General features: G+C 64.5%; 24 protein-coding genes. 13 read left to right on the top strand and 11 right to left on the bottom strand.

Annotation, left to right across the window (positions count from 1 at the left end; translation table 11 throughout):
- Positions 1-41: 41 nt before the first annotated feature.
- The 4 genes from A5706_RS24935 to A5706_RS24950 are packed head-to-tail and all read right to left on the bottom strand — an operon-like array spanning position 42 to position 3,457.
- Positions 42-236: a ferredoxin gene (locus tag A5706_RS24935; RefSeq protein WP_068136824.1), complete on the bottom strand. Its 195-nt coding sequence runs from the start codon at positions 234-236 to the stop codon at positions 42-44.
- Positions 233-1,777: a class I adenylate-forming enzyme family protein gene (locus A5706_RS24940; RefSeq protein WP_068137031.1), complete on the bottom strand. Its 1,545-nt coding sequence runs from the start codon at positions 1,775-1,777 to the stop codon at positions 233-235. Before A5706_RS24940 ends, A5706_RS24935 begins: the two co-directional genes overlap by 4 nt.
- Positions 1,778-1,805: 28 nt before the next feature.
- On the bottom strand, positions 1,806-2,999 hold the full coding sequence (locus A5706_RS24945) for a thiolase family protein (protein WP_068136827.1): 1,194 nt from the start codon (positions 2,997-2,999) through the stop codon (positions 1,806-1,808).
- Positions 2,999-3,457, bottom strand: a complete 459-nt coding sequence (locus A5706_RS24950; protein WP_068136829.1) for a MaoC family dehydratase — start codon at positions 3,455-3,457, stop codon at positions 2,999-3,001. Before A5706_RS24950 ends, A5706_RS24945 begins: the two co-directional genes overlap by 1 nt.
- Positions 3,458-3,564: 107 nt before the next feature.
- Here A5706_RS24950 and A5706_RS24955 point away from each other — a divergent pair, with 107 nt between their 5' ends.
- From A5706_RS24955 to A5706_RS24965, 3 genes are read left to right on the top strand one after another with little or no spacing between them, the layout of a single operon-like run.
- The gene (locus A5706_RS24955; protein ID WP_068136831.1) at positions 3,565-4,755 is read left to right on the top strand and encodes a thiolase family protein; all 1,191 of its coding nucleotides are present in this window, start codon (positions 3,565-3,567) and stop codon (positions 4,753-4,755) included.
- A 1-nt stretch (position 4,756) separates the two neighbouring features.
- Positions 4,757-5,182 (top strand): Zn-ribbon domain-containing OB-fold protein, encoded by a 426-nt coding sequence (locus tag A5706_RS24960; RefSeq protein ID WP_068136834.1) that lies wholly within the window; start codon positions 4,757-4,759, stop codon positions 5,180-5,182.
- Between the two features lie 21 nt (positions 5,183-5,203).
- Positions 5,204-5,647, top strand: coding sequence for a nuclear transport factor 2 family protein (locus A5706_RS24965; protein ID WP_068137034.1), 444 nt, complete (start codon positions 5,204-5,206; stop codon positions 5,645-5,647).
- 23 nt (positions 5,648-5,670) lie between these two features.
- Here A5706_RS24965 and A5706_RS24970 read toward each other — a convergent pair whose 3' ends face one another.
- Positions 5,671-6,282, bottom strand: coding sequence for a TetR/AcrR family transcriptional regulator (locus A5706_RS24970; RefSeq protein ID WP_068136836.1), 612 nt, complete (start codon positions 6,280-6,282; stop codon positions 5,671-5,673).
- 146 nt (positions 6,283-6,428) lie between these two features.
- On the opposite strand from A5706_RS24970, the gene A5706_RS24975 reads away from it, so the two are divergent.
- Positions 6,429-7,664 carry an amidohydrolase family protein gene (locus A5706_RS24975; RefSeq protein ID WP_068136840.1) on the top strand — a complete coding sequence of 412 codons (1,236 nt, stop codon included), beginning with the start codon at positions 6,429-6,431 and terminating at the stop codon, positions 7,662-7,664.
- Between the two features lie 63 nt (positions 7,665-7,727).
- Here the strand turns inward: A5706_RS24975 and A5706_RS24980 are convergent, their stop codons facing one another.
- Positions 7,728-8,030, bottom strand: a complete 303-nt coding sequence (locus tag A5706_RS24980) for a hypothetical protein (RefSeq protein ID WP_068136843.1) — start codon at positions 8,028-8,030, stop codon at positions 7,728-7,730.
- A gap of 27 nt (positions 8,031-8,057) precedes the next feature.
- A complete protein-coding gene (locus A5706_RS24985) occupies positions 8,058-9,557 on the bottom strand; it encodes a class I adenylate-forming enzyme family protein (protein ID WP_231985407.1) in 1,500 nt (499 codons plus the stop codon).
- 84 nt (positions 9,558-9,641) lie between these two features.
- Between A5706_RS24985 and A5706_RS24990 the strand changes: the two genes are divergently transcribed.
- The 3 genes from A5706_RS24990 to A5706_RS25000 are packed head-to-tail and all read left to right on the top strand — an operon-like array spanning position 9,642 to position 13,481.
- Positions 9,642-10,796 carry a thiolase family protein gene (locus tag A5706_RS24990; RefSeq protein ID WP_068136845.1) on the top strand — a complete coding sequence of 385 codons (1,155 nt, stop codon included), beginning with the start codon at positions 9,642-9,644 and terminating at the stop codon, positions 10,794-10,796.
- A 58-nt stretch (positions 10,797-10,854) separates the two neighbouring features.
- Complete coding sequence (locus tag A5706_RS24995; RefSeq protein WP_068136849.1) at positions 10,855-12,348, top strand: class I adenylate-forming enzyme family protein; 1,494 nt, start codon at positions 10,855-10,857, stop codon at positions 12,346-12,348.
- Positions 12,345-13,481, top strand: coding sequence for an acyl-CoA dehydrogenase family protein (locus tag A5706_RS25000; RefSeq protein ID WP_068136852.1), 1,137 nt, complete (start codon positions 12,345-12,347; stop codon positions 13,479-13,481). Before A5706_RS24995 ends, A5706_RS25000 begins: the two co-directional genes overlap by 4 nt.
- A gap of 18 nt (positions 13,482-13,499) precedes the next feature.
- Here the strand turns inward: A5706_RS25000 and A5706_RS25005 are convergent, their stop codons facing one another.
- Positions 13,500-14,420, bottom strand: a complete 921-nt coding sequence (locus A5706_RS25005; protein WP_068136853.1) for a TIGR03619 family F420-dependent LLM class oxidoreductase — start codon at positions 14,418-14,420, stop codon at positions 13,500-13,502.
- On the bottom strand, positions 14,417-15,226 hold the full coding sequence (locus A5706_RS25010; RefSeq protein ID WP_068136854.1) for an SDR family NAD(P)-dependent oxidoreductase: 810 nt from the start codon (positions 15,224-15,226) through the stop codon (positions 14,417-14,419). Before A5706_RS25010 ends, A5706_RS25005 begins: the two co-directional genes overlap by 4 nt.
- A 136-nt stretch (positions 15,227-15,362) precedes the next feature.
- On the opposite strand from A5706_RS25010, the gene A5706_RS25015 reads away from it, so the two are divergent.
- The 5 genes from A5706_RS25015 (at position 15,363) to A5706_RS25035 (ending at position 20,756) form a co-directional block, all read left to right on the top strand.
- Entirely contained in the window at positions 15,363-16,514 is a 1,152-nt protein-coding gene (locus A5706_RS25015; RefSeq protein ID WP_156767318.1) for an amidohydrolase family protein, read from the top strand.
- On the top strand, positions 16,511-16,756 hold the full coding sequence (locus tag A5706_RS25020; RefSeq protein WP_068136855.1) for a hypothetical protein: 246 nt from the start codon (positions 16,511-16,513) through the stop codon (positions 16,754-16,756). The genes A5706_RS25015 and A5706_RS25020 overlap by 4 nt, the downstream gene beginning before the upstream one ends.
- Positions 16,757-16,879: 123 nt before the next feature.
- Positions 16,880-19,030: an acyl-CoA dehydrogenase gene (locus A5706_RS25025; protein ID WP_156767320.1), complete on the top strand. Its 2,151-nt coding sequence runs from the start codon at positions 16,880-16,882 to the stop codon at positions 19,028-19,030.
- A gap of 48 nt (positions 19,031-19,078) precedes the next feature.
- On the top strand, positions 19,079-20,230 hold the full coding sequence (locus tag A5706_RS25030; RefSeq protein WP_068136859.1) for an acyl-CoA dehydrogenase family protein: 1,152 nt from the start codon (positions 19,079-19,081) through the stop codon (positions 20,228-20,230).
- Between the two features lie 43 nt (positions 20,231-20,273).
- Positions 20,274-20,756 carry a MaoC family dehydratase N-terminal domain-containing protein gene (locus A5706_RS25035; protein ID WP_068136862.1) on the top strand — a complete coding sequence of 161 codons (483 nt, stop codon included), beginning with the start codon at positions 20,274-20,276 and terminating at the stop codon, positions 20,754-20,756.
- Here the strand turns inward: A5706_RS25035 and A5706_RS25040 are convergent.
- Together A5706_RS25040 and A5706_RS25045 are read right to left on the bottom strand one after the other, a co-directional pair.
- Entirely contained in the window at positions 20,742-20,954 is a 213-nt protein-coding gene (locus A5706_RS25040; RefSeq protein WP_068136865.1) for a ferredoxin, read from the bottom strand. The genes A5706_RS25035 and A5706_RS25040 overlap by 15 nt on opposite strands.
- Positions 20,951-22,087, bottom strand: coding sequence for a cytochrome P450 (locus A5706_RS25045; RefSeq protein WP_082964608.1), 1,137 nt, complete (start codon positions 22,085-22,087; stop codon positions 20,951-20,953). Before A5706_RS25045 ends, A5706_RS25040 begins: the two co-directional genes overlap by 4 nt.
- Positions 22,088-22,351: 264 nt before the next feature.
- On the opposite strand from A5706_RS25045, the gene A5706_RS25050 reads away from it, so the two are divergent.
- Positions 22,352-23,017, top strand: coding sequence for a TetR/AcrR family transcriptional regulator (locus A5706_RS25050; protein WP_068136872.1), 666 nt, complete (start codon positions 22,352-22,354; stop codon positions 23,015-23,017).
- Positions 23,018-23,182 lie beyond the last annotated feature (165 nt).

Below are 23,182 nucleotides of genomic sequence, written 5' to 3' on the forward strand. Positions count from 1 at the left end.
CGGATTGCAGTGGGTTGGCCACCACCTTCAACGAAGGGGCGTTAGTCCTCTTCGAGCACAAGCGCCATTTCTGGGCAGGCCGCGACGCCGTCGCGCGTCTTGCGCTCGTCTTGCGGCTTGACTTCGTGTTCCTCCACTGTGCTGTAACCGGAGTCGTCGATCGGAAACAACTCCGGATCGACGGCATAGCACTGCGCATGCCCCACACACCTGGACTGCTCGAGACGGACTTTCATGATGCTTCCTCGCTTCTGTGCCGTGTTTCGACGTAGGTCCTGAGCCGCTTCTTGTCAATTTTTCCGCTGGCCAGGGTCGGCAGTTCGTCCACGGTCACCAGCCGTCGCGGGATCTTGTAACCGGCCAACCGCGCGCGGACGCTGTCTTGCACCGTTTTCAGCGTGACCGATGCGCCAGGCTTGACGGTGACGACGGCACAGACGGTTTCGCCCCACTTGTCATCGGGCGTCCCGATCACCGCGCAGGATGCGATGCCCTCGACCCGGCTCACGGCATCCTCGACTTCCGGCGTGTAGACGTTCTCACCACCGGTGATGATCACGTCCTTCTTGCGATCGACCAGATAGAGCAGCCCACGCTCGTCGAATGAGCCGATGTCACCGGTGTGGCACCAACCGTCACGCAACGTGGCCAGCGTGGCTGCATGATCGTCCCAGTAGCCGCGAAAACACGAGTTTGATTGCACAGCAATCTCGCCCGGCTCACCGACCGGCAGGTCAGCGCCGTCGTCCCCGACGATCCGGACCCGAAAGCCCGGAAACGGGAACCCAACGGATCGCAGGACGTCCGATCCGTCGACCGTGTGCAGTTCGCGGGGCAGTCCGGAGACGATCACCTCGGTCTGCCCGTATAGGTTCAGAAACCCGGCGGATGGGATCATCGCCATCGCCCGCTCAAGGACGCCTAAGGGCATCGGCGCGGCGGAGTAGACGATCGTCTTCAGCGATTCGACATTCCGGGCGTCGGTCACCGCGTCCAGCAGCGCTCCCAGCATCACCGGCGCCAGGTGCAGGAGTGTGATGCGCTCCTCGCAGACAAGACGAATCGCGTCGGTCGGATCAAACTGATGCTGCAACAACACCGTTCCACCACGGGCATGCAATCCTGCGATGATCGCCATGGCGCCGACGTGGAACATCGGCATGTTGACCAATCCGCGATCGCCTGAGCCCGTGCACATCTCGGCGTTCATAGTGAACGCGACTCGTCGCTGCTCTCGCTGGCCAAGGATGCAGCATTTCGCTGCACCGGTGGTGCCGCTGGTGAAGATCAGATAGGCGATGTCGTCGGGTTGTGCACGCAGCACCGGTTCGCCGCCGGCGCCACTGGCGACAAAGTCTTCGAAACTCACCATCCCGCAATGGTCTTGGCCGCCGATGCATACCAGAACCGGCTGAAACTGCAGTTCATGCGCGAGGTCAGAGACCATGGGCGCGAACTCGTCCGCGACGAACACTATCGATGGCCGCACGCGTGCCAGCGCGTCGCGCACCTCATCACGCAACCACCGAAAGTTGACGGTCGCCATGATGATCCCGCTCAGCTGACAGGCAGCCATCACCTCGCCGAACTCGACGCTGTTGCGGCCCAGTATCGCGATGCGGTCCTGACGTCGCACACCGGCAGACACCATCGCGGAGATCAGTCGCACAGCGTGCTCACGCAGCGCCCCATGGGTGATTTCGCGGTCACCTTGACGGTATGCGATCACATCGGGGAAACGTCGGGCATTGTCGGTGACGATGTCGCCCAACGTCATCGACGCCTCGCCCGGTTCGGACAGCACGTTACCGGCTGCTCAACAACATCGATCCGGCGACCGGCCCGCCGCCCACCCCCACGGCGACCACTTCGGGAGTCCTTGGCGCCTGCCGGTCGCCAGCCTCGCCCCACATCTGCACACAGGCCTCGTGCAGGAACCCCATGCCGTGCAGTCGCCCACCCGACAGCTGCCCGCCGCTGGTGTTGATGGGTAGTTCTCCGTCAAGCGCGATGCGCTCGCCGCCCTCGATGAACTCCCCGGCCTTGCCGTGCTCGCAGAAGCCCAGTGCTTCCAGCCACATCACGGTCAGGAAAGAGAAGCCGTCGTAGATCTGCGCCATGTCAACATCGCTAGGCGTCAATGTCGTGTTCTGCCAGATGGTTTCGGATGAATCGTGGGCGGCCATCGTGGTGAGGTCAGAACGCTGATCCCAGGTCGCACGCTCGAACATGCCGGGCCCGACGGACTCCACCGTCAACGGGTGGCGAGGCAGTCCCTTCGCGGCGTCGCGGCGCGAGATGATGACGGCCGTGGCTCCGTCGCAGGGAACGTCGCAGTCGTAAAGGCATAGTGGTTCGGAGATCATTCGCGCGCCGAGGTAGTCGTCCATCGTTATCGGCTCACGGTAGATGGCCTCGGGGTTCAGTCCGGCGTTGCGGCGGGCGTTGATCGCGATCGCACCGAGTTGTTCTCGGGTCATGCCGTAGTCATGCATGTACCGCTGCGCGGGAATGGCGAGCCAGTTGGCCGCGGACAACGCGCCGAACGGCGCGACCCACTCCAGGTGGCGAGGCAGCTTGCCGCCCCCGAACAACACCGACGCCCTGCCACCGCCGCCCTGCTGGGCCGCGGTGGATTCCCACACCGACCTGAACACCACGACGTGGTTCGCCAGTCCCAGTGCGACCGCCATGCATGCCTCAATAGCCGGGCCGATCTGTCCGGCGGTCTCGAAACTGGACATATACCAACGGCACCGCAGCCCTAGCGCGTTGCGTACGTCTTGAACACCGGCGCCCGAAAATCCGGGATCGGGCACTCCGGGCCCGGGGTAGCTGGCGATACCGTCGATGTCGTCGACGTCGAGCCCGGCGTCGGCGATCGCACGCAGCACCGCCTCCAGCGTCAGGTCCAGGCCGGTCCGGCCCAACCGGCGGCCGACCTGCGACTTGCCTGCACCGGTCAGGACCGCCTTGCCGTCGAAGGGACCACCGCTCATCAAAACACATACCTGGCGATCAACTCGGCGACGGCGGCGGGCTTCTGCGACCCGTCGATCTCGACGGTATGCCGGACGGTGAGGTTGACGGTGTCGTCACCGGCATTAATCGCATCGATGAGTTCCGAGCGCACCCGCACCCGACTGCCGGGCGTCACCGGCGCCAGGAACCGGACCTTGTTCAGCCCGTAGTTGATGCCCATCCTGGCGTTCTCCACGCGGTAATTGTCCTTGCTCAGGCCCGGAATGAGCGACAGGGTCAGAAAGCCATGGGCAATGGTCGCGCCGTAGGGGCTTTCGGTTTTCGCGCGCTCCACATCGACGTGGATCCACTGATGGTCCAGGGTCACGTCGGCGAATTCGTCGATTCGCGATTGATCCACGTCGAACCACCGGCTGACCCCGAGTTCGGCGCCAACCGCCGCGACCGCCTCGTCGACCGATCCGATCGTCTTCATTCCCACTCCCGTCAGCTCGCCAATACAGATATCTATTTAACGGTATACTCTGGGCGCGAACCAAGGCACCCAATCGGCTGCCCGTCCGACGACCTTTCGGGAGACACATGACGTCGACGACGTCGCGCGCCGCCATCGTGGCGGCCGCCCGCACCCCCATCGGCACCGCCCGCAAAGGGACGCTGGCCCACATGCCCGCTACCGAGTTGGCCAAACCGGTCGTCGCCGCGGTTATCGAACGATCAGGATTTGATGCAGCCAAGTTCGACGACCTGGTGCTCGCCGAGAGCCTGCAGGGTGGCGGGGACAGCGCCCGCTACGTCGCCGTCGATCTTGGCCTGACCGGCATTCCCGGGATGGCGGTCAACCGGCAATGCGCATCGAGCCTCTCGGCGGTCGCGGTGGCCGCCGGACAGATTGCGGCGGGGATGAGCCGAGCGATCCTGGCCGGCGGGATGGAGTCGTGTTCGACAACGCCGCTGCTGCGGAAGCGCAAGCCGTTCACCACGGGTAAGTCGCCGGACGACTACGAGGACCCCTGGTTCCCGCTGTCACACCCGCCGACCGCGGATGCCCCCGCACTCGACATGTCGATCACGGTGGCGCACAACTGCGCGGTCCAGTACGGCCTGTCGCGCAAGGACCAAGACGAGTGGGCGCTGCGCAGCCACCAGCGCGCGGTGAAGGCGATCGACGCCGGCTCCTTCGTCGACGAGATCGTGCCGCTTCAGGTTCCGCAGGCCGACGGATCGACGGTCACCTTCGCCCAAGACGAACACCCACGCCGCGACACCACCCTCGAGACGCTGTCCGGACTGAACGTGCTGCACCCCGAGATCGAGGGATTTACGGTCACTGCAGGGAATTCGTCGGGGATCAACGACGCGGCGGCGGTGGTCGCACTGGCCAGGCCGGACACCGACCGGGACGCGTTGGCCAACGTGCTGTCGTGGAGTTCGGTCGGCGTGCCGCCGAATCGGACCGGGAGCGGACCGATCTCGGCCATCCCGAAAGCGTTGGAGTTGGCGGGCCGCAAAGTCGAGGACGTGGCGCTGTTCGAGATCAACGAGGCGTTCGCCGCTCAGGCGGTGGCATGCGCACGCGAACTGGGCCTCAACGAGGAAATCGTCAACGTCTACGGATCCGGCATCAGCCTGGGCCATCCGATCGCCGCGACGGGCGCGCGGATGGTGACATCAGCGATCTACGAGCTCCGCCGCCGCGGCGGCGGCATCGGCGTGCTGTCGATGTGCGCGGGCGGCGGAATGGGAGCAGCAATGGTTATCGAGGTGGCATGACATGACTCAATTCATCGCAGACAACCTTTTCCGGATCGACGGCGAACGTGCCGTGCTCCTTGGGTCGCGCCGTAGGTCGACCGGCGTGCTGAAATTTCCGGCGGAGCGCGCGGAGCTGTTCGACGCGAATCCCGACGTTCGGGCCGACATCGAACCGATCGAGTTGCCGACGGAAGGAACGCTTTTCACATTCACGACGCAGGAGTTCCCCCCACCCCTGCCGTACAAGGGTCACCGCTCGCCGGACGAATTCCGGCCCTACATCGTCGGATTCATCCAGCTCGGCGAGCGCGTGCTTGTCGAGTCGCTGATCATCGGCGCGGATGCGTCGGAACTGCGCATCGGTCAGCAGATGGTGAGCTCCACGACCACCATGGCGACGGAAGCCGGCGACTCGTTGCTCACGTACGCGTTTCGGCCGGCCTAGCAAATGGTGATGAAGGAGACCATGGACGAGACCGAATTGCTCATACGCGTCGGAGTGCGCGACCTGCTGGCAAAGTACCAGTTCCTCGCTGACAGCGGAAAGACCGGCGAGCTTGCGCAGTTGTTCTTAGCCGATGCGACTTTCAGGACCAACACCGAGGAACTCGTCGGTCGCGACCAGATCCTCGACTTCTTCGCGCGCACCGGAAAAGCCTTCGTGTCGGCAGACCTGCTTCCCGCGCGGCATCACCTCAGCTCGGTCTTCGTAACACCGGGCGATGACGCCACGGCCACCACGTACGCCTGCTTCCAACTCATCGGCATACATGGGCTCGACCACTGGGGCACCTACCGGGACAAGGTGATCCATACGACGGACGGTTGGCGCTTCGCCAACCGCAAAGCGAAGGTGGAGGGCCACGTCGCCGGTTCTCCGATAGCCAGCCTGCTCGGGCTCCAAGGATGAGGGAGTCATCCCGCCATTAGACGCTAGGCCGTCTTGGCACCGGCCATCGCGGCAACCGAATCGGCAAGCACCGCAATCATTTCAGCTCGGTCCACAGCAACCGACTGGGTCTGAACCGCGTACCACGCGCGGTCCAGCATGCCCATGGCGGCGATCCCGATCACTTCCGGCGAGTGCGGGCCATCGGCGCAGATCGCCTGCCCCAGTTTCCATGCTGCCCGCGTCATCATGTGGTTACGCGACCGGCGGAACTCCTCATCGTCGGGAGCGGTGTGTGCCGCGGCAGTGACGAACGCGCCGTGGCGGTCCATGTAGTCGAAATACTCGCCGACCCAACCGCGCACGGCATCAGGAGCCGGTGACTGCATCGCCGCGGCACAGTCGGCGATCACCGCGAGCACGTCGTGATAGGCGGTCTTGCCGAGCACATTGAATATTTCGCGCTTGTCCTTGAAGTAGGTGTAGAAACCCGCGCGTGAGATCCCGCACGCTTCGGTGATCGCGTTGATCGGGGTGCCACGGAAGCCACGATCCAGGAACAGCCGCCTGCTGGCATCGAGGATTGCCGAACGCGTGCGTTCGCCACGACTCATGTCGAGCAGGTCCTCGGCCCGGGCACCTTCGGAGACGGTCATGTTCGCAACATACATGACAGTTTCGTCGGAGGCTAATTTCTGCACTTAAGACGTGCTCCACGGTCGTAGCAAGAATATAAACTTGACACTTGCGTCAAGTCACGGCAAGCTCGATGCGAGCCCTACGAGAATGGAGGCGCGGCCCGATGACGCAGTTCACGGATGCACCGATCTTCGATGCCGACCAGCACATGTATGAGACGCCTGACGCACTGCTCAAGTACCTGCCGGAGCAGTACAAGTCAAAGGTGCAGTTCGTCCAAATCGGCAGGCACGCCCGGATTGCGATCCTGAACAAGATCACGGACTACATGCCCAACCCGACGTTTGAGCGGGTCGCCGCTCCCGGCGCGCACGAGAAGTTCTACTCCGGTCAGAACCCAGAGGGCTTGACAATGCGGGAAATGTCGGGGCGAGGCATCGACTGTCCGCCCGCGGCGCGCAACCCGGAGGACCGGATCGAAGAACTCGACCGCCAAGGCGTCGACGCGTGCCTGAATTACCCCACGCTGGCCAACCTGGTCGAGCATTCCTCAGCCGAGGATCCCGAGTTGACCGCGGCCATCATCCACGCCTTGAACCAGTGGATGCTCGAACACTGGGGCTTCACCCACGCCGACCGCATCTACTCCACGCCGGTCATCAACCTCGGCATCGTTGACGAAGGGCGCCGCGAACTCGAATACATCCTGAACAACGGCGCGAAGGTCGCTCTGATCAAGCCGGCACCGGTCAAGGGTTACAAGGGTTGGCGCTCCCCCGCGCTGCCCGAGTTCGACCCGTTCTGGCGCGATGTCGAGTCCGCGGGCCTGCCCATCGTTCTGCATGCGAGCCAGCCGCCCCTGCAGGAGTACATCGAGAAGTGGGAGCCGGCCGACACCAGCAACGCCTTCGAGATGTCGGCGTTCAAGTGGACCGCGCTCGGCCACCGCGAGATCGCCGACATGTTGACCAGCTTGATCTGCCACGGCACGCTGACCCGCTTCCCGAAGCTGCGCATCGCCAGCGTCGAGAACGGAAGCTCCTGGATCAAACCGCTTTTCGATGACCTGCAGTCCACGTATGGCAAGATGCCGCAGAACTTCCCCGAACACCCGCACGACGTGTTCCGCCGCAATGTCTGGGTCAGCCCGTTCTGGGAGGGCTCGGTTGCGGACGTAGTCCAGACCGTCGGTTGGGACAAGGTGTTGTTCGGCTCGGACTGGCCACACCCGGAGGGCCTGGAAACACCGCGTGGCTACTTCAAGTACGCCGAGGGCATGGACCGGCGACGCACGTACGACTTCATGGGCGACAACGCCCGTCGGTTCATGGGGCTTCCGATTGCCAACCCAGATCCCGACGCGGTCAAGCCGCCGGTGTTGGAGACCGCGGGCGCTTGACCGCAAGCCTGTCGCCCCGTTTGCCTGTTGAAAAACTTGCTCGTCCGCACGCGGCGCGATTGGTCAGTCGCTGGCGGGCAGCGGCTTTGCCTCTTTGAGTGCCAGCGGCGTGTTGCCGACACTCAACGCCCCAACTCCTGACTTGGTCACCAGCACTTCGGCGCCGGCGCTGTCGACGTAGCGTTTGCCCATCGTGCTGCCACCGGCGAAAGCCGGGTCGAGATCGGCGTGGGGTGACTTCTCGGCGTCGAGGGGCACCATCGGCTCTCCCCCGCACCGCAAGTCATCCAGACTGTCGGCGGGCCGGACGACGATGACCTGCGTATCGCATACCTGGCTCTGCAGCCGCGCCCCGTTCTTGATCATGTTCAGCTCCTTGACTTTCGTTGCTAGCTAATGCAGTCCGGCTGTAGTTTGCAGAGATTCAACGATTGCGCGGCGGAGTACCTTGCCCGTCGCGGTTGTCGGCAGGTGATCGCGGAACACCATGCGGTCAGGGGTGCGCGAGCCCCGTAATGTTTTGCGGACGAACTCGCGCAGTTCTCCGACATCCGGTTCGGCGCCCGGCGCGGGTACTACGACCGCGACAATGATCTGCCCCCACTGCGGGTCGTCGACGCCGACCACTACCACCTCGTGGACGTCGGGGTGCTCGACGAGCACGTCCTCCACCTCCGCAGGGGCGATGTTCTCGCCGCCGCGAATTATCGTGTCGTCGGATCGGCCACCGATGAACAGGTAGCCGTCCTCGTCGAGCATCGCGGTGTCCCTAGTGGGAAACCAACCTTCGGCGTCGAGCACCGAACCGATTCCGGTGTATCGGCCTGATACCTGGGGCCCCCGAACGAACAACTCCCCCGTCTGCCCGGGCGGGAGCACCACGCCGTTCTCGTCACGGATCTGGACCTCAATCCCTGGCACCGGCCTGCCGACCGAGCCGAGCCGGCGCGCTACGGCCTCCTCGGTTGCGCCGTGCGCCGTGCGGTGGTCCTCCGGCGTGAGAACCGCGATGGTAGAGCTCGTTTCGGTGAGCCCGTACGCGTTGACGAGGCCGACGTGAGGCAGCAGCGCGATGGTCCTGCGGACCAACGGCAGACCGACTTTCGAGCCGCCGTACGCCAGCGTGCGCAGCGTCGGGAGATCCATGGGACTGGCCTCTAGTTCGGCGATGATGCGGTCGAGCATCGTTGGCACCACCGTCGCAGTGGTCACCCGCTCGTCGCGCACCAACCGCGCCCACTCCCGCGGATCGAACTTGCATTGGTAGACGATCCGTCGGCCTGCGTAGAGATTCGACAGCGCCGCACCAACGCCGGCAATGTGATAGGGCGGTACGCACACCAGCGCCCCATCGTCGGAGTCGGCGGAACCGAATTCGACGGTGCCCGTGACGTAACCGGTCAAATTGCTGTGCGTCAGCTCCACGGCCTTCGGCGCAGATGTAGTACCCGAGGTGAACAAGACGATCGCCACATCATCGGGATCGGCGAACTCCTCGACCGGTTCGCCGGCACGAGCGGCTTCGGTGAACTCCTCGGACGTCATCACGCGCTTGCCGGTGCCTGCTACCAGTTCCACGTATTCGGGGTCCGCAACGACCAGCGGCACCGGCAGGCGCCCGATCAACTGCTGCAAACCGTCCGCGCTCAGACGGTAGTTCAACGGTGTGAACGGAATTGCGGCCCGCGCGGACGAGAAGATCAGCAACGGCAGCAAAACCCCGCCGGCGCCGACATAGGCCACGTGCTGGACACCGGAGGCGCCGATCACGCCGGCTCCCCCACTGGCGAGTCGGTTCAACTCCGACGTGGTCAGCCGTGTGCCACCGTCGACCACGGCAAGACGATCGGGGTCGCTGGAGACGGCCATCTCCAGCAGCAGTGCAACGCTCAACACCCTGGCCCTTCTTGAATCCGATATATAGTTATAGACTTAGTGGCCGCCGGAGTCCAACCAGCCACCCGCCGAAGGAGCACCATGAGCAGCACGCCAGACATCGCGATCATCGGCGTCGGGCTCCATCCATTCGGGCGCTACGAGGACCGGTCCGCGCTGGAGATGGGTGCTGTCGCGATCGGACACGCGCTTCGCGATGCGGGTGTCCAGTGGTCGGATGTCGGCAGCCTGTACGCCGGCAGCCTCGAAGTCGCCAACCCCGAGGCGGTCACCGGACTGGCCGGAATGACTGGGTTGCCAGCGCGCGCGACCCTGAGCGGCTGCGCCACAGGCAACTCCCTGCTCACCCTGGCCGCGCGTGACGTCCAACTGGGCGAAGCCGAGATCGCTGTCGGTGTCGGTCTGGACAAGCATCCGCGCGGCGCCTTCGGCGCCGATCCCGCCGTCGCAGGGCTGCCGCAGTGGTACGGCGACCAAGGCATGTTCCTGACCACCCACTACTTCGGCACGAAGATCATGCGCTATATGCATGACCACGGCATCAGCGAGCCGACCCTGGCACGCGTGTCTGCCAAGAACTTGGCGAACGGCGCGCTTGCGCCTCATGCGTGGCGCCGGAAAGCCATGAGCGTCGAAGCAATCCTGGCGTCACCGGTCGTCAACGCTCCGCTGCGCCAATACATGTATTGCAATCCCAACGAGGGCGCCGCGGCCGTCGTGGTCTGCCGTGCCGACGTTGCCAAGCGCTACACAGACACTCCCATTTATCTACGCTCCACGGCGCTTCGGAGTCGTCGCGAAGGCGCTTATGAACTGTTGCGCACCTCGATCGAACTTCCCCTGGTGCCGGGCACCACCGCGGAAGCGGCCAAGGCGGCGTACGAACAGGCCGGCATCGGCCCGGAGGACATCGACGTCGCGCAGCTCCAGGACACCGACTCGGGCTCCGAGCTCATCCACATGGCCGAAACCGGGCTGTGCAAGGACGGCGAGCAGGAGGCTCTCCTGCACGACGGTGCTACGGAGATCGGCGGCCGTTTGCCGATCAACACCGACGGCGGTCTGCTGGCCAACGGAGAGCCGGTGGGCGCCTCCGGTCTGCGGCAGGTATACGAACTCGTCCATCAGTTGCGCGGAACCGCCGGCGATCGCCAGGTGCCCAACGATCCGCGCGTCGCGTTGGCTCAGCTCTACGGATCGCCGGGCACCGCGGCGGTCGCCATCCTGTCGAGATGAGCGAGCCTGCGGACAATGGCCCGCGCACGCGAGGAGCCAATCGGCAAGAGGTTCGGCAATGACACGCGACACCATCGCCGGACTGCTCGACGAATCAGCAAATGCCCGGCCGAACCACCCGTTGCTGCTTGAAGAATCGGGCGCGACACTCACCGTTGCTGATGTGGCTTCACTCTCGGCGGCAGGCACCCGCTGGCTCTCAGACGCAGGTGTCCAACCCGAGATGACAGTGGCGTGGCAGTTGCCCTCGCACAGTCGCGCGGCGGTCCTGATGCTGGCCCTCGCCCGAACGCAGGTGACGCAGGCGCCCGTGCTCCACCTGTATCGGCAGCGCGAGGTACGCGCCGCCCTCGACGTCGCCGGTGCCGACATCTTCGTCGTCGACGGAACGACCGCAGCCAACGCCCCGCCCGATGTCCCCGTCGTCACGTTGCCCGACGACTTCTTCGATGTGCTGCGCGACATGGCCGAAGGTCTCGACCCCATGCTCGTCGGAACGCGCTCGGCCGACGACGCCAGGTGGATCTACTTCACCTCCGGATCGACTGGTCGTCCCAAGGGCGTCAAGCACACGGACGCCACACTGTTGGCGGCCGCACACGGTTTCGCAGCACACCTCGGCCTCGGCGAGCACCACAATGAAATCGGGACGATCGCGTTTCCGATCGCCCATGTCGGCGGAATCCTCTATGTGGCAAGCGGTTTGATCGGCGCATTCTCGGCGCTCATGGTGCCCAAGGTTGATGCCGCCCAGCTCCCCGGTCTACTCGCGGCCCACCGCGTCACGGTGTCCGGCTCCAGCACAGCCTTCTATCAAATGCTGCTGTCGGCGCAGCTGGCATCCGACAGCGACGCGCCGCTGATCCCGTCGCTGCGGATGTTGATCGGCGGCGGGGCACCCTGCCCGTCCGAGCTGCATAGAAAGGTGCGCCGGCACATGGGTGTGCCGATCCTGCATGCCTACGGCATGACCGAAGCGCCGATGATCTGCGTCAGCGAGGCCACCGATACCGAGGAGCAGCAGTCCAACACCTCCGGTCGACCGATCCCCGGGGCCGACATCCGGATCGACGAGACCGGTGAGATCGAATTGCGCGGCGCCAACGTGACACCGGGCTATGTCGATGCCGAGCAGTGGTCACACGCGGTGACACCGGACGGCTGGTTCCGCACCGGCGACCGGGGCCACCTGCGCCCCGACGGACGCATCGTGATCACCGGCCGAATCAAGGACCTGATCATCCGTAAAGGCGAGAACATCTCCCCCGACGAGATTGAGAACGAACTGCTCGCGCACCCGCTCATCGACGCGGTCGCGGTGGTGGGCCAGCCCGATGAACTGCGCGGGGAAGCGGTCTGCGCGGTCGTCCGACGTTCTCCCGGGCAACGCGACCTCACCCTCGACGAGCTGTGCGCCTTTCTGGACCAACGCGGCCTGATGAAACAGAAGTGGCCCGAGCACCTGGTCATCGTCGACGAGTTTCCGCTCACCGGACTGGGCAAGATCGCGAAATCCGAGCTAGCCCAACAGATCGCAGGAGGAAGTCGATGACGGCGTTGGACGTCGACGAACGTCAACAGCTCGCGCATTCCGTTCGCTCCGCCTGTGAGCGACTGGTACCCGAAGACCGCGTACGCGCGGTGGCATACGACGGTGAAGGCGACGAGCGCGGCATCGACACCGAATTGTGGAAAGTGCTCTGCAATCAGGTGGGCGTGACCGCGATCGCGCTGCCGGATCACCTCGGCGGAGCCGGCTTCGGCGCGACGGCGTTGGGAGTGGTCGCCCACGAGCTGGGCCGGGCGCTGGCGCCCGTGCCGTTCCTCGCGTCGGCGGTGCTGGCCACCGGACTGCTGATCGAACTGCGAGACGCGGATCCGAACTCAGAGGATCGACTGGCGCAACTGGTTGAGGGTAGCCGCACCGCTGCGGCTGTCCTCACCGGCGATGGCGGGCTGTGGCGGCGCGGCGCCGTCACTCTCAACGCCGAGCCCACGGCCGATGGCTGGAGCGTCACCGGGGTGGCGCGGCACGTGCTGAACGGAAACGCCGCAGATGATTTGGTGGTCGCCGCGATCGCCGACGGGCGACCCGCATTGTTCGTCGTCGATGCCGCCGCCGCCGGCGTCAACGCCGAGCGAGAGCGCGTGCTCGACGGCACCCGACCGATGGCAACGTTGGCGTTCGCCGGCGCACCGGCGGTGCGACTGTCCGGCAGCGATCCCGTCGACGATATCCTCGGACGCACGGTCGATCTCGCCATAGCGGTGCTGAGCGCCGAGCAGGTCGGTGCGTGCGAGCGCGTGCTCGAGATCTCGACCGAATACGCACGGACACGTGTGCAATTCAACCGGCCGATCGGCAGTTTCCAGGCCATCAAGCACAAATGCGCGGACATGCTCATCGACCTCGAGTGGGCACGCTCGGCTTCTCAAGCGGCGCTGCAAGCCGCGGACGGTGACATGCCGGACGAGCTGGGTTGGCGTTCGAGCATGGCAAAAGCGGTGTGTTCGGAAGCCCTGCGCAGAGCGGCGAACGCCAACGTGCAGATTCATGGGGGAATCGGCTTCACCTGGGAGGACTCCGCCCACCTGTACGTCCGTCGGGCCTGCACCGATGAGGTGCTGTTCGGCGGGCCCGCAGACCACTGGGACCGATTGGCCGTCGAAGGGAAGATTCTGTGACGGCCGGAGCGCGCCCGCCTACGCGGTCATGCCGAAATGCTCAGCGAAGCGCATGAGGTAGGTTTCGGCCGCCGCTGCCGAGGAGGCGTCGGCGTGGGCGAGAATACGGGTCGCGCCGGCGCGCGCCATGGCAGACACGTATTGGTCCAGTCTGGACACCGCGGCCGCATCGTCGAAGTCGACCGCGGGGGCGGCGACCTGGATTTGAACGCTGTTCGGGTCGCGGCCGGATGCCGAGAGCATCTCTCGGAGCCTGTCGGCCGCTCGTGAAAAGTCTTTTGCCCCTTCGATAGCGGCCGTCCGGACCGACGACGCCATGGATGCCGGGGCGACCACGGCGCTCCAGCCACTGCCGTGCTCAACGACGCGTCGCAGCGTCGCGACGCTGTTGCCACCGATCCACAGCGGTGGATGGGGCTTTTGGACCGGCACGTCCAGGTTCATTTCCCCGGTGGCGGCAAAATTCGATCCGGAGATCGGCTCTTGGGGATGGGTCCAGATCCGTCGAAGCGCAGTCAGCGATTCGTCGAAGAGCCCGACTCGGGCGTCGAAGTCGACTCCCAGAGCGGCGAACTCGGAACGGAGATAACCGGCTCCCACGCCGGCAATCAACCGCCCACCGGACACGATGTCCAACGACGTAAGGGTTTTCGCGACCAGATACGGATTCCGAAACGGCAACACATACAGGTGCGTCATCAACCGGATCGTGGTGGTGGCGGCCGCGAAAAAGGCCAATGCGACCGCGGGCTCGAAGGTGTTATGCCCGCCGGCCCGTCGCCACTTCGCCGACGGTGCCGGATGGTCGGCCAACGCGATCGCATCGAAGCCGAGCGCTTGGGCCTGACTGGCGATCGCACGCATGACCGTCGGATCACGAAACTCAGGGCTTGCGGTCGGAACGTCACTCGGATACTCGAGTGTGAATTTGAGAGTCAATAGATCGATCCCGTCGCTCCGCCATCGATGTGAAGGTTCATCCCGTTGAAGAAATCGGCTTTCGGGCTGGCGAGCATCGTGACGGCATAGGCCACATCGCTGACTTGGCCGATCCGATGGACGGTCTGCCCAGTACCTTTGCGCACATATTCCGCGGCGCGGTCCAGGTCGTCACCCCAGCCGCGGCGCTCGGCGAAGGTGCGCAGAAAGTCACGGAGCCCGCTGGTCATGATCATGCCCGGCATCACCGTGTTGACCGTTACGCCGCTGCCCGCCAAGGCCTTCGACAGGCCCATGGACATGTTGATCATCGCCGCCTTGGAGGGTCCATAATCCGGCTGGCCCGACGTCGGGATGATGCCTGCGGCGGAGGCGATCTGGATGATCCTGCCCCAGCCGTTCTCCTTCATCGCCGGCGCCAACGCGTGAATCAAATGCCCCGCCGAAAGCACGTTGCGCTGATAGGTGGTCCCCCACTCCGACACGGGCAGGTCGAACCACGACTGCACTGAAGTTTCCGACGCTCCGCCGGCGTTGTTGACGAGAATGTCTATCCCGCCGAAGGCAGCGACGGCGGTTCTCGCCACGTCCGCGGCGCCATCCTCGGTGGCCAAATCGCCGATCACCGCGGCGACCCGCCCACCACTTTCTCGAATGTCATTGGCAACCAGGTTTACTCGATCTGCGTTGCGACCATGGATGACCACGGACACCCCTTCGGCGGAGAGCGCCGTGGCGATGCCCGCGCCGATTCCCGAACTACTGCCGGTGACGAGGGCCCGCTTGCCCTCCAGGTCGAAGTTCACGACTAACCTCCGATTACGGATCTTTGGCCGCGGGGCCACCACCGCTTGCCGCACCGCCCGGCAGGCTACTACACTACCCAGAAATAACTAAATGTTTTTCTGTTTTGCCAGTCCCTCGAAGCGCAAGGAAGCACCGATGCCGCTGCAGCCCTGGATGCAACTGATCTCCGTAGACGACCACCTGATCGAGCACCCCAAGGTGTGGAGCGACCGCCTTCCCCAGAAATACCTGGGAGCGGGTCCGAAGATCATCGAGTGGGAGCGTCCCGACACTGGCCAGATGTGTCAGGTATGGGAATACGAAGGCCGGATCTACCCTTACATCGGACTCAACGCGGTGGCGGGCAAGAAGCCCGAGGAGTATGGCATCGAACCGGTCCGCTACGACGACATGATTCCGGGCTGCTACGACCCCAAGGCGCGGGTGGCCGACATGGACATCGATGGCGTGCAGGCGATGACGTGTTTTCCGTCCTTCCCCCGGTTCGCCGGCGCGGTCTTCGCCGAGGGCGAGGACAAAGAACTCGCGCTGCTGTGCTCCCAAGCCTGGAACGACTTTCACATCGACGAGTGGGCGGCGACCGCGCCGGACCGGTTCGTGCCCGTCGCGATCCTGCCGTTCTGGGACCTCGACGCGAGCATCAAGGAACTTCACCGGATGGCCGCCAAGGGTGCCAAGTGCGTCAGCTTCCCCGACCTGCCGGATCGGCTCGGGCTGCCGTCGCTGCACAGCGATCACTGGGACCCGTTGTGGTCGGCGTTCGAGGAGACCGACTTGGTGCTGGCGCAGCACTTCGGCTCCGGCGGCTTTCCCCCGCCGATCGCTTCGGACGCACCGTTTGCGGTCTTCATCGTGCTGATGGGGACCATCAGCATGGGCGCGTTGACGGACTGGCTGTTCTCCCAAGCGCTGCACAAGCATCCGAAGCTCAAGGTCGGGCTATCTGAAGGCGGCATCGGCTGGATCCCCTACATCCTGGAGCGCTGCGACAGCGTGTGGCGCAAACACCGCTTCTACCAGAACATCAACCAAGAGGTGCTGCCCAGCGATCTCTTCCGTCGCCACTTCCACGGCTGCTTCATCGAAGACGACTTCGGTATCGAGGCGCGACACCGGATAGGTATCGACAACATCACCTGGGAGTGCGACTACCCACATTCGGACTCGTTCTGGCCGCAGAGCCGGGACCGCGCAGCGCAGGCGTTCAAGGACGTTCCCGACGACGAGGTGCACCAGATAGTCGAGCTCAACACGCGCAAGCTGTACAACTTTCCACGATCTGCATGACCGCCGACGGCGTCGAGCCGGTCGAACAGCTGCCACTGTCTGACTGGACGGACCAGGACCTGCTCACCAAGGACGAGGCACGAGAGCGCCTCGTCGAGGAGATCGGCCGCACGCGAGTGCGGCTGGGCCAGCTCGACGCCGCCAACTCCGATGACAAGGCCGAAATCACGCTGTTGACACGTCGTCTCAACGCGATGGAATCCATTCGGGACGAATACAGCACACACCTCGACCGGCGGTGACCTGGTCATCTGGTTTGAAACCACCTAAGCCATAACCCGATTGCGACCAACTGCCGGTTTCGCCACCACGTCGTGGTCCAGCGACGAGCCGTTGACGTCGAAACCAAGAATGGAGCGTTGCCTGTGCCGCTGGCGATAACAGAAGACCATCGCGACCTCGCCGAGGTGGCGAGTGCCCTGGTATCCGGGCGCGGAGGTATCGCCTCCGCACGTCGGATCCTGCTCGACCCGCATGTCCCCGACCGTTGGTGGTCGACCGATCCCCTCTGGAAAGAGATCGTGTCGACCGGGTGGCTCGGAATGCACATCGACGAGAAGTACGGTGGCCAGGGCTATCGCCTGCCCGAGCTGGCCATCGTGCTCGAACAGCTTGGCCGTGCCGCGCTCGGCGGCCCCTTCCTGCCGACGGCCGCAGCGTCATCGGTGATTGCCCAGTTCGGTACCGATGAACAGCGCGAACGTTGGTTGCCGGGGCTGGTGTCCGGCGATGTCGTTGCCGGCATAACCTTCGCCGGCGATTCAATCGCGATCGCGTCGCGCATGTCGGTTGACGCCGTCCCGGCGCTCGCCGAACCCGGAGCCGACCTGTATCTGGTGTGGGCCGGACCGGATGTGCTGATCGTCCCGGCGGGTGACTCTGTCGAGGCTCGACGCACCGACAGCATCGATCAGCTGATGAGACCCATTGCAGCCATTGCCATGTCGTCGGCGCCGATAGCCGACACGCTCGTCGGGGCAGCGTCACCGGCTATGAAGATCTTGCGTCTGCTCGTGGCCGCCGAGGCCGCCGGTGGCCTCGCCGCGTGCACCGAAATGGCCACGGCCTACGCGGCCACCCGCGAGCAGTTCGGCAGGCCGATCGGGTCATTTCAAGCCATAAAGCACCACTGCGCCAACATGCTCTTTGACACCGAACTGGCAACCGGTGTCGTCTGGGATGCGGCACGGGCCACCGGCAGGGAGGCCGATCTGGCGGCCGCCATGGCCGCGGGCCATGCGCTGCCAGCGTACCAACGGGTGTCATTGAAGACCGTCCAGATACTCGGCGGCATCGGCTACACCTGGGAGCACGATGCCCACCTGTACGTCCGGCGCGCGACGGTGCTGAATGCGTTCTTCGGCGATCAATCAGTGCTTCGTGACGCGGTGTACGACATGCAACGCGAGGGGTTGCGCCGGCGCAATTCCGTCGACCTGCCGCCCGAGGCCGCGCAATACCGGCAGTCAGCGGAGCAGTTTCGCGCCGACCTCGCCACGACGAAAGATCAAGACCGCCAAAAGTTCTGGGCGCGAAGCGGCTATCTGCAGCCGCACTGGCCGAAGCCTTACGGTCGCGCCGCCGACTCCGCCGAACAGCTGGTGATCGAGGAGGTGCTCGCCGGGCTGGACAAACCGAGCCTCGGCCTGGGCGAATGGGTAGTCCCGACCCTGCTGCAACACGGCACCCCCGAACAGATCGAGCGGTTGATGTGGCCGAGCCTTGAAGGCGACGTGCGATGGTGCCAGCTGTTCAGTGAGCCCGGTGCAGGATCTGACGCTGCGGCGGTCACTACACGCGCCAAGCGGGTCGACGGCGGCTGGCTGGTCACCGGGCAGAAGGTGTGGACCAGCGACGCAATGAACTGTCAGCGCGGCCTGGCCACGGTCCGGACTGACCCCGACGCCGCCAAACACAAAGGCATTACGGCGATGATCATCGATCTTGCCGCTCCCGGGGTGACCATTCGTCCACTCACCGAGATCACCGGCGAAACACTGTTCAATGAAGTGTTCTTCGACGATGTTCTTGTCACCGACCGCGATGTCGTCGGAGCCGTCAACGCAGGCTGGGCGGTCGCCATGGCGACGCTGGCCAACGAGCGGGTTTCGATCGGAGGCGGTTCGGTCACCATGGAGGCCGAATCCTTACTCGATCTGATGAGACGTCACGGCGGAAATGACCGCGGACTTGCGCGTGAGGTTGGGGCCCTGCTCGTCGAGGCCTATGGCATCGCTGCCCTCAACATGCGCCAAGCCGCCCGCGCCGTGTTCGAATCGGGCCCGGGCGTTGAAGGCAACATCGTCAAAATCGTGGGCGCAGAACATGCTCAGCGTGTGGCCGAGCTGGCGCTGAGCATCGCCAGGCCCGCTCTGCTCACCGGCGAGGCACCCGAGGTCACGCATGATTACCTGTTCAGCCGCTGCTTGACAATCGCCGGTGGGACTTCAGAGATCATCAGAAACCTTGTTGCCGAGCGTCTTCTGGGACTGCCACGCGAGCCATCAACAAGGTAGAACGAATGGCCGTGATTGACACAGTCCGCGAGGAGGCTTGAGAAGACCGTGACCGTCGAGCGACTACTGCCGACACCGGAAGCACACGACCTCATCGACCTGGTGCGGCAGGTGGCAGACAAAATTCTTGATCCCGTCGTCGATCACCACGAACGTGAACACACCTATCCCGAAGGGGTTTTCAAGACGCTGGGAGACGCGGGGCTGTTGAGCCTGTCGCAACCCGTCGAATGGGGCGGTGGCGGCCAACCGTTCGAGGTGTACCTCCAGGTGTTGGAAGAGTTGGCGGCACGCTGGGCGGCGGTGGCGGTGGCCGTCAGCGTGCACAGCCTCGCGTGCCATCCGTTGCTGACGTTCGGTTCGGAAGACCAGCGGCGGCGGTGGCTCCCCGACATGCTCGGTGGCGCCACCATCGGCGCCTACAGTCTGTCCGAGCCCGACGCAGGATCCGACGCCGCCGCCCTCCGATGTCAAGCGGTGCGAACGGTCGAGGGATACCAGATCACCGGCACCAAAGCATGGATCACGCACGGCGGCTTGGCCGACTTCTACACTCTCTTCGCTCGTACCGGTGAAGGCTCGCGCGGCATCAGTTGTTTCCTCGTACCCGGGGACGCGGCGGGGCTTACCTTCGGTCCGCCCGAGGACAAGATGGGGCTCAACGGAGTGCCCACCACGTCGGCCTTCTACGACGGAGTCGAGCTGGCCCTGGAGCGGCGCATCGGGGAGGAAGGCCAAGGCCTCCCCATCGCATTCAGCGCGCTCGACAGTGGGCGGCTCGGCATCGCGGCGGTCGCCGTCGGCATCGGCCAAGCGGCGTTGGACCAGGCCGTGTCCTACGCGCAGCAGCGAACCACGTTCGGCCGGCGCATCATTGACCATCAGGGTCTTGGATTCGTTCTGGCAGACATGGCCGCCGCCGTCGACTCCGCTCGCGCGGCCTACCTCGACGCCGCGCGGCGACGCGACGCCCGCATGCCGTATTCGCGAAGTGCGTCGGTAGCCAAGCTGGTGGCTACTGACGCCGCGATGAAGGTGACCACCGATGCCGTTCAAGTGCTTGGCGGCTACGGCTATACCCGTGACTACCGAGTCGAGCGGTACATGCGCGAAGCGAAGATCACGCAGATCTTCGAGGGCACCAACCAAATTCAGCGTTTGGTGATCGGCCGTCAGCTCAGCGCTGCCGCGGACAGGTAGGACCGCGTCCGTTCGCGCGACCATATGAGGAGAGGAGAAACCAATGAGCGATCCCGTTCCCGCATCGACGACCGAGCAGGCACCTCCCCTGCACCGTGGACGCACCTGGGATGAGCTTCCAGTGGGCCTGTCCTTCCGCACCGGCAGCCGCACGGTCACCGAAGCCGATTTCGTCCAGTTCGTCACCTGGGCGGGATTCACTGAACCACTCTTCATGGACGCGTCAGAGGTCCTCGAGAGCAACGGCCGTCGACTGGTGCCAGCTGCCCTGACCTATAGCGTCGCCGAGGGACTGGTGATACAAACCCTGGCATTCGCTGGAACCGGGATCGCTTTCCTGGGGATGACTTTGACGGCGCGGCGGCCCGTCTACGTCGGCGACACGCTGCACGCTGTAGTCACCATCACCGAATCCCGTGCGACGAAAAAGCCCGACCGCGGCATGGTGGAAAGCACCGTAAGCGTCCGCAACCAACACTACGAGGAAGTCCTCGAGTACACCCCCACACGGTTAATCCGGGGCTGAACGCTCGACGATGGTGATAGCTCGTTCAGGGCAGGCGTCGGCACCTCGGCGGGCCTGGTCGATGAACTCGGGGCCCACCTCCCGTTCGGGCGGGATGCAGTAGCCGGCGTCGTCGAGGTGGTAGACGTCTGGTCCTGCGGCCGCGCACAGCGCATGGCCGACACAATGTGCGGCATCGAATTCGATGCGAACGGTCACTGCTCGCCCCCGAGGTCAACCTGTGGGCCGGGAGTAAAGGCGATGGGCAGTTCGCGCATGGCCCAGACCTCACCGGCGTCTTCGAAACGCTTGGGTGTCCCGTCGAGGCGGTAATCCGGGAGCCGCTCGAGGACTTCGCCGAGCATTTCCTGGAACATGACACGCGCCAGGTGCGATCCGAGGCAGCGGTGCATCCCGACACCGAAAGCCATGTGCTTCTGGCTGTTCTCGCGGTCCAGGCGGATCGTATCGGGGTCTTCAAACACTGCTGGGTCACGGTTGGCGGCCGCCCACATCAGGATCGCCCGGTCCCCCGCTTCCAGACGGCTGCCGTGGAACTCCGCGTCACGCGACACGGTGCGCGCCAATCCCAAGGTCGGTGTGCAGTGCCGCAGAAACTCATCCGTTGCCGTCTTGATCCGATTCGGGTCGTCGATCAACTGCTGTCTCAGTTCCGGGCGCTGGGTCAGTTCGAACAGCACGTTGCCGGTCAGCCCGCTGGTGGTGTCCATGCCGCCCAGCATCATCAGCACCGTGTACATGAGGATCTGGGTGTCGTCCATGGGGACTCCATCGATCTGCCCGCCCAGAATGCGGCCAAAGACGTCGTCGCCAATGTCACCGCTCTCCCGACGCTCGGTCATGTTCTTGTAGATCTCACCGAACATCTCCATGACCGCAGCACCGGCCTTCTCCTCGTCGTGCGTGCGGTCGTGCACCATCGAATGCACCCAGTGCACCCATTGCAAATACATTGATTCGTCGAAGCCGAGCATGAGCAGAATCAGCTTGGCCGGCATAGGCGTCGTCAGTTCGCCGACGATGTCGCAGTGTCCGCGCTCGATGAACCCGTTGACCATCTCTCTGGCCATCCGGCGAGCGCGCGACCGCAGCGCCTCGGCCTGTCCCGGCGAGAATGCCTTGACCGTAACCTGACGGAGCTTTTGCGTCAGTGGCGGATCCGATTCGATCGGAAGGATGGGGAACGGCGCACCGCTCGCGGGCACTCCCACCGACGGATACGAATTGAAGAGATCATCGTCGCGCGCGGCCTCGAACACTGACTCGTAGTCGAGCAACGTCCAGAACCCGCCATGTTGCTCGGAATGTGCCACCGGGCAACGCGATCGCATCGCGGCCAGCGTTTCGTGCGCCGACTCCCGGAATTCCGGCGAGTGGTGGTCGAAATTCTCGGCAACCGAAGTCTTTGTTGGCGTCGACACGAGTGCGTCCTCCTCGATGAGTCCTGTCGGTCTCCGCCGCGATTCGCGCAGCTTGGCGGAATAGCCGGTCCGATACCGACTGCAACTACAGTTTTCTAGATTATGTAGTTCACACAGCACACTAGCGAGTGATGTAGCCTACGGTCAACACAACGGTGAAAGCGGTGGGGCGAAATGAACACGCTCGACGCGGCGAAGCGGACGGACAGGCACCGCGCCCCGGCGTGGGGCGCCGACCTCCCGCTCACGGAAGACGATGCGCGAGAACGGCTCATCGAAGCGGCCGAAGCGTGTTTCGTTGAGCGCGGACCAAGTCGAACCAAGGTGACACACGTAGCCGCGAAGGCGGGCGTCCACCGCACCACCGTCTATTCGTACTTTCCCAACATGGACGCCATCCTCGCGGCGTGCTTCGTCAGGGCGGCCGGCTCGGTCGTCGCGGCCGCCGAACCCTACTTCGCCGAAGATCGCCCGTTCATCGACCGACTGATCAATGCCATGATGGCCGGGCTTCATGCCGCCCGCAGCAACCCCACCATGCTGTCGATGACAGCGCCCCATGATTTGGCCCGTACACATCGCGCGGCAGAGCGGTCGGAGGCGTGGCGCACCGAGATCGTCGAAGGGCTAGCCGCTCGCTTCGCCACGGCGACACCCGGTGAAGTGCGCACCGACGTCTCGCCGCATCAAATGGCTCACTGGGTAGCTCGGATCGCGTTCAGCCTCATCGAGGATCCGGGAAGTCCCGACGTAGGCGGCGATGAGGGCTTGCTGCGTGCGTTCCTTCCGGGCGCGATCGCGCCGCAAGCCCGGCCCGGTCGCGCTAGCCGATCGCGGTAGCTCTGCTCGTTTGCGCTTTTTCGCGCCCCCGCCGGCCTCCTAGCGGTACCGCGCAGTCACCTTGCCCAAGGGCCGAGCCTGCCGCTACACTTCCGAAATAACTAAATGTTTGACGAATTTGGTTTCAGTCTCCGCCACATCCGGGGATGATCCTCCTCAACGCGA

This window comes from Mycobacterium sp. E796, assembly GCF_001672815.1.
Taxonomy (GTDB): Bacteria; Actinomycetota; Actinomycetes; order Mycobacteriales; family Mycobacteriaceae; genus Mycobacterium.

Bases quoted from the DNA above. Each gene is read 5' to 3' on its own strand.
- A5706_RS24935 (WP_068136824.1), bottom strand. From the start codon at position 236: ATGAAAGTCCGTCTCGAGCAGTCCAGGTGTGTGGGGCATGCGCAGTGC.
- A5706_RS24940 (WP_068137031.1), bottom strand. From the start codon at position 1,777: ATGACGTTGGGCGACATCGTCACCGACAATGCCCGACGTTTCCCCGAT.
- A5706_RS24945 (WP_068136827.1), bottom strand. From the start codon at position 2,999: ATGAGCGGTGGTCCCTTCGACGGCAAGGCGGTCCTGACCGGTGCAGGC.
- A5706_RS24950 (WP_068136829.1), bottom strand. From the start codon at position 3,457: ATGAAGACGATCGGATCGGTCGACGAGGCGGTCGCGGCGGTTGGCGCC.
- A5706_RS24955 (WP_068136831.1), top strand. From the start codon at position 3,565: ATGACGTCGACGACGTCGCGCGCCGCCATCGTGGCGGCCGCCCGCACC.
- A5706_RS24960 (WP_068136834.1), top strand. From the start codon at position 4,757: ATGACTCAATTCATCGCAGACAACCTTTTCCGGATCGACGGCGAACGT.
- A5706_RS24965 (WP_068137034.1), top strand. From the start codon at position 5,204: ATGGACGAGACCGAATTGCTCATACGCGTCGGAGTGCGCGACCTGCTG.
- A5706_RS24970 (WP_068136836.1), bottom strand. From the start codon at position 6,282: ATGACCGTCTCCGAAGGTGCCCGGGCCGAGGACCTGCTCGACATGAGT.
- A5706_RS24975 (WP_068136840.1), top strand. From the start codon at position 6,429: ATGACGCAGTTCACGGATGCACCGATCTTCGATGCCGACCAGCACATG.
- A5706_RS24980 (WP_068136843.1), bottom strand. From the start codon at position 8,030: ATGATCAAGAACGGGGCGCGGCTGCAGAGCCAGGTATGCGATACGCAG.
- A5706_RS24990 (WP_068136845.1), top strand. From the start codon at position 9,642: ATGAGCAGCACGCCAGACATCGCGATCATCGGCGTCGGGCTCCATCCA.
- A5706_RS24995 (WP_068136849.1), top strand. From the start codon at position 10,855: ATGACACGCGACACCATCGCCGGACTGCTCGACGAATCAGCAAATGCC.
- A5706_RS25000 (WP_068136852.1), top strand. From the start codon at position 12,345: ATGACGGCGTTGGACGTCGACGAACGTCAACAGCTCGCGCATTCCGTT.
- A5706_RS25015 (WP_156767318.1), top strand. From the start codon at position 15,363: ATGCCGCTGCAGCCCTGGATGCAACTGATCTCCGTAGACGACCACCTG.
- A5706_RS25020 (WP_068136855.1), top strand. From the start codon at position 16,511: ATGACCGCCGACGGCGTCGAGCCGGTCGAACAGCTGCCACTGTCTGAC.
- A5706_RS25035 (WP_068136862.1), top strand. From the start codon at position 20,274: ATGAGCGATCCCGTTCCCGCATCGACGACCGAGCAGGCACCTCCCCTG.
- A5706_RS25045 (WP_082964608.1), bottom strand. From the start codon at position 22,087: ATGCGATCGCGTTGCCCGGTGGCACATTCCGAGCAACATGGCGGGTTC.
- A5706_RS25050 (WP_068136872.1), top strand. From the start codon at position 22,352: ATGAACACGCTCGACGCGGCGAAGCGGACGGACAGGCACCGCGCCCCG.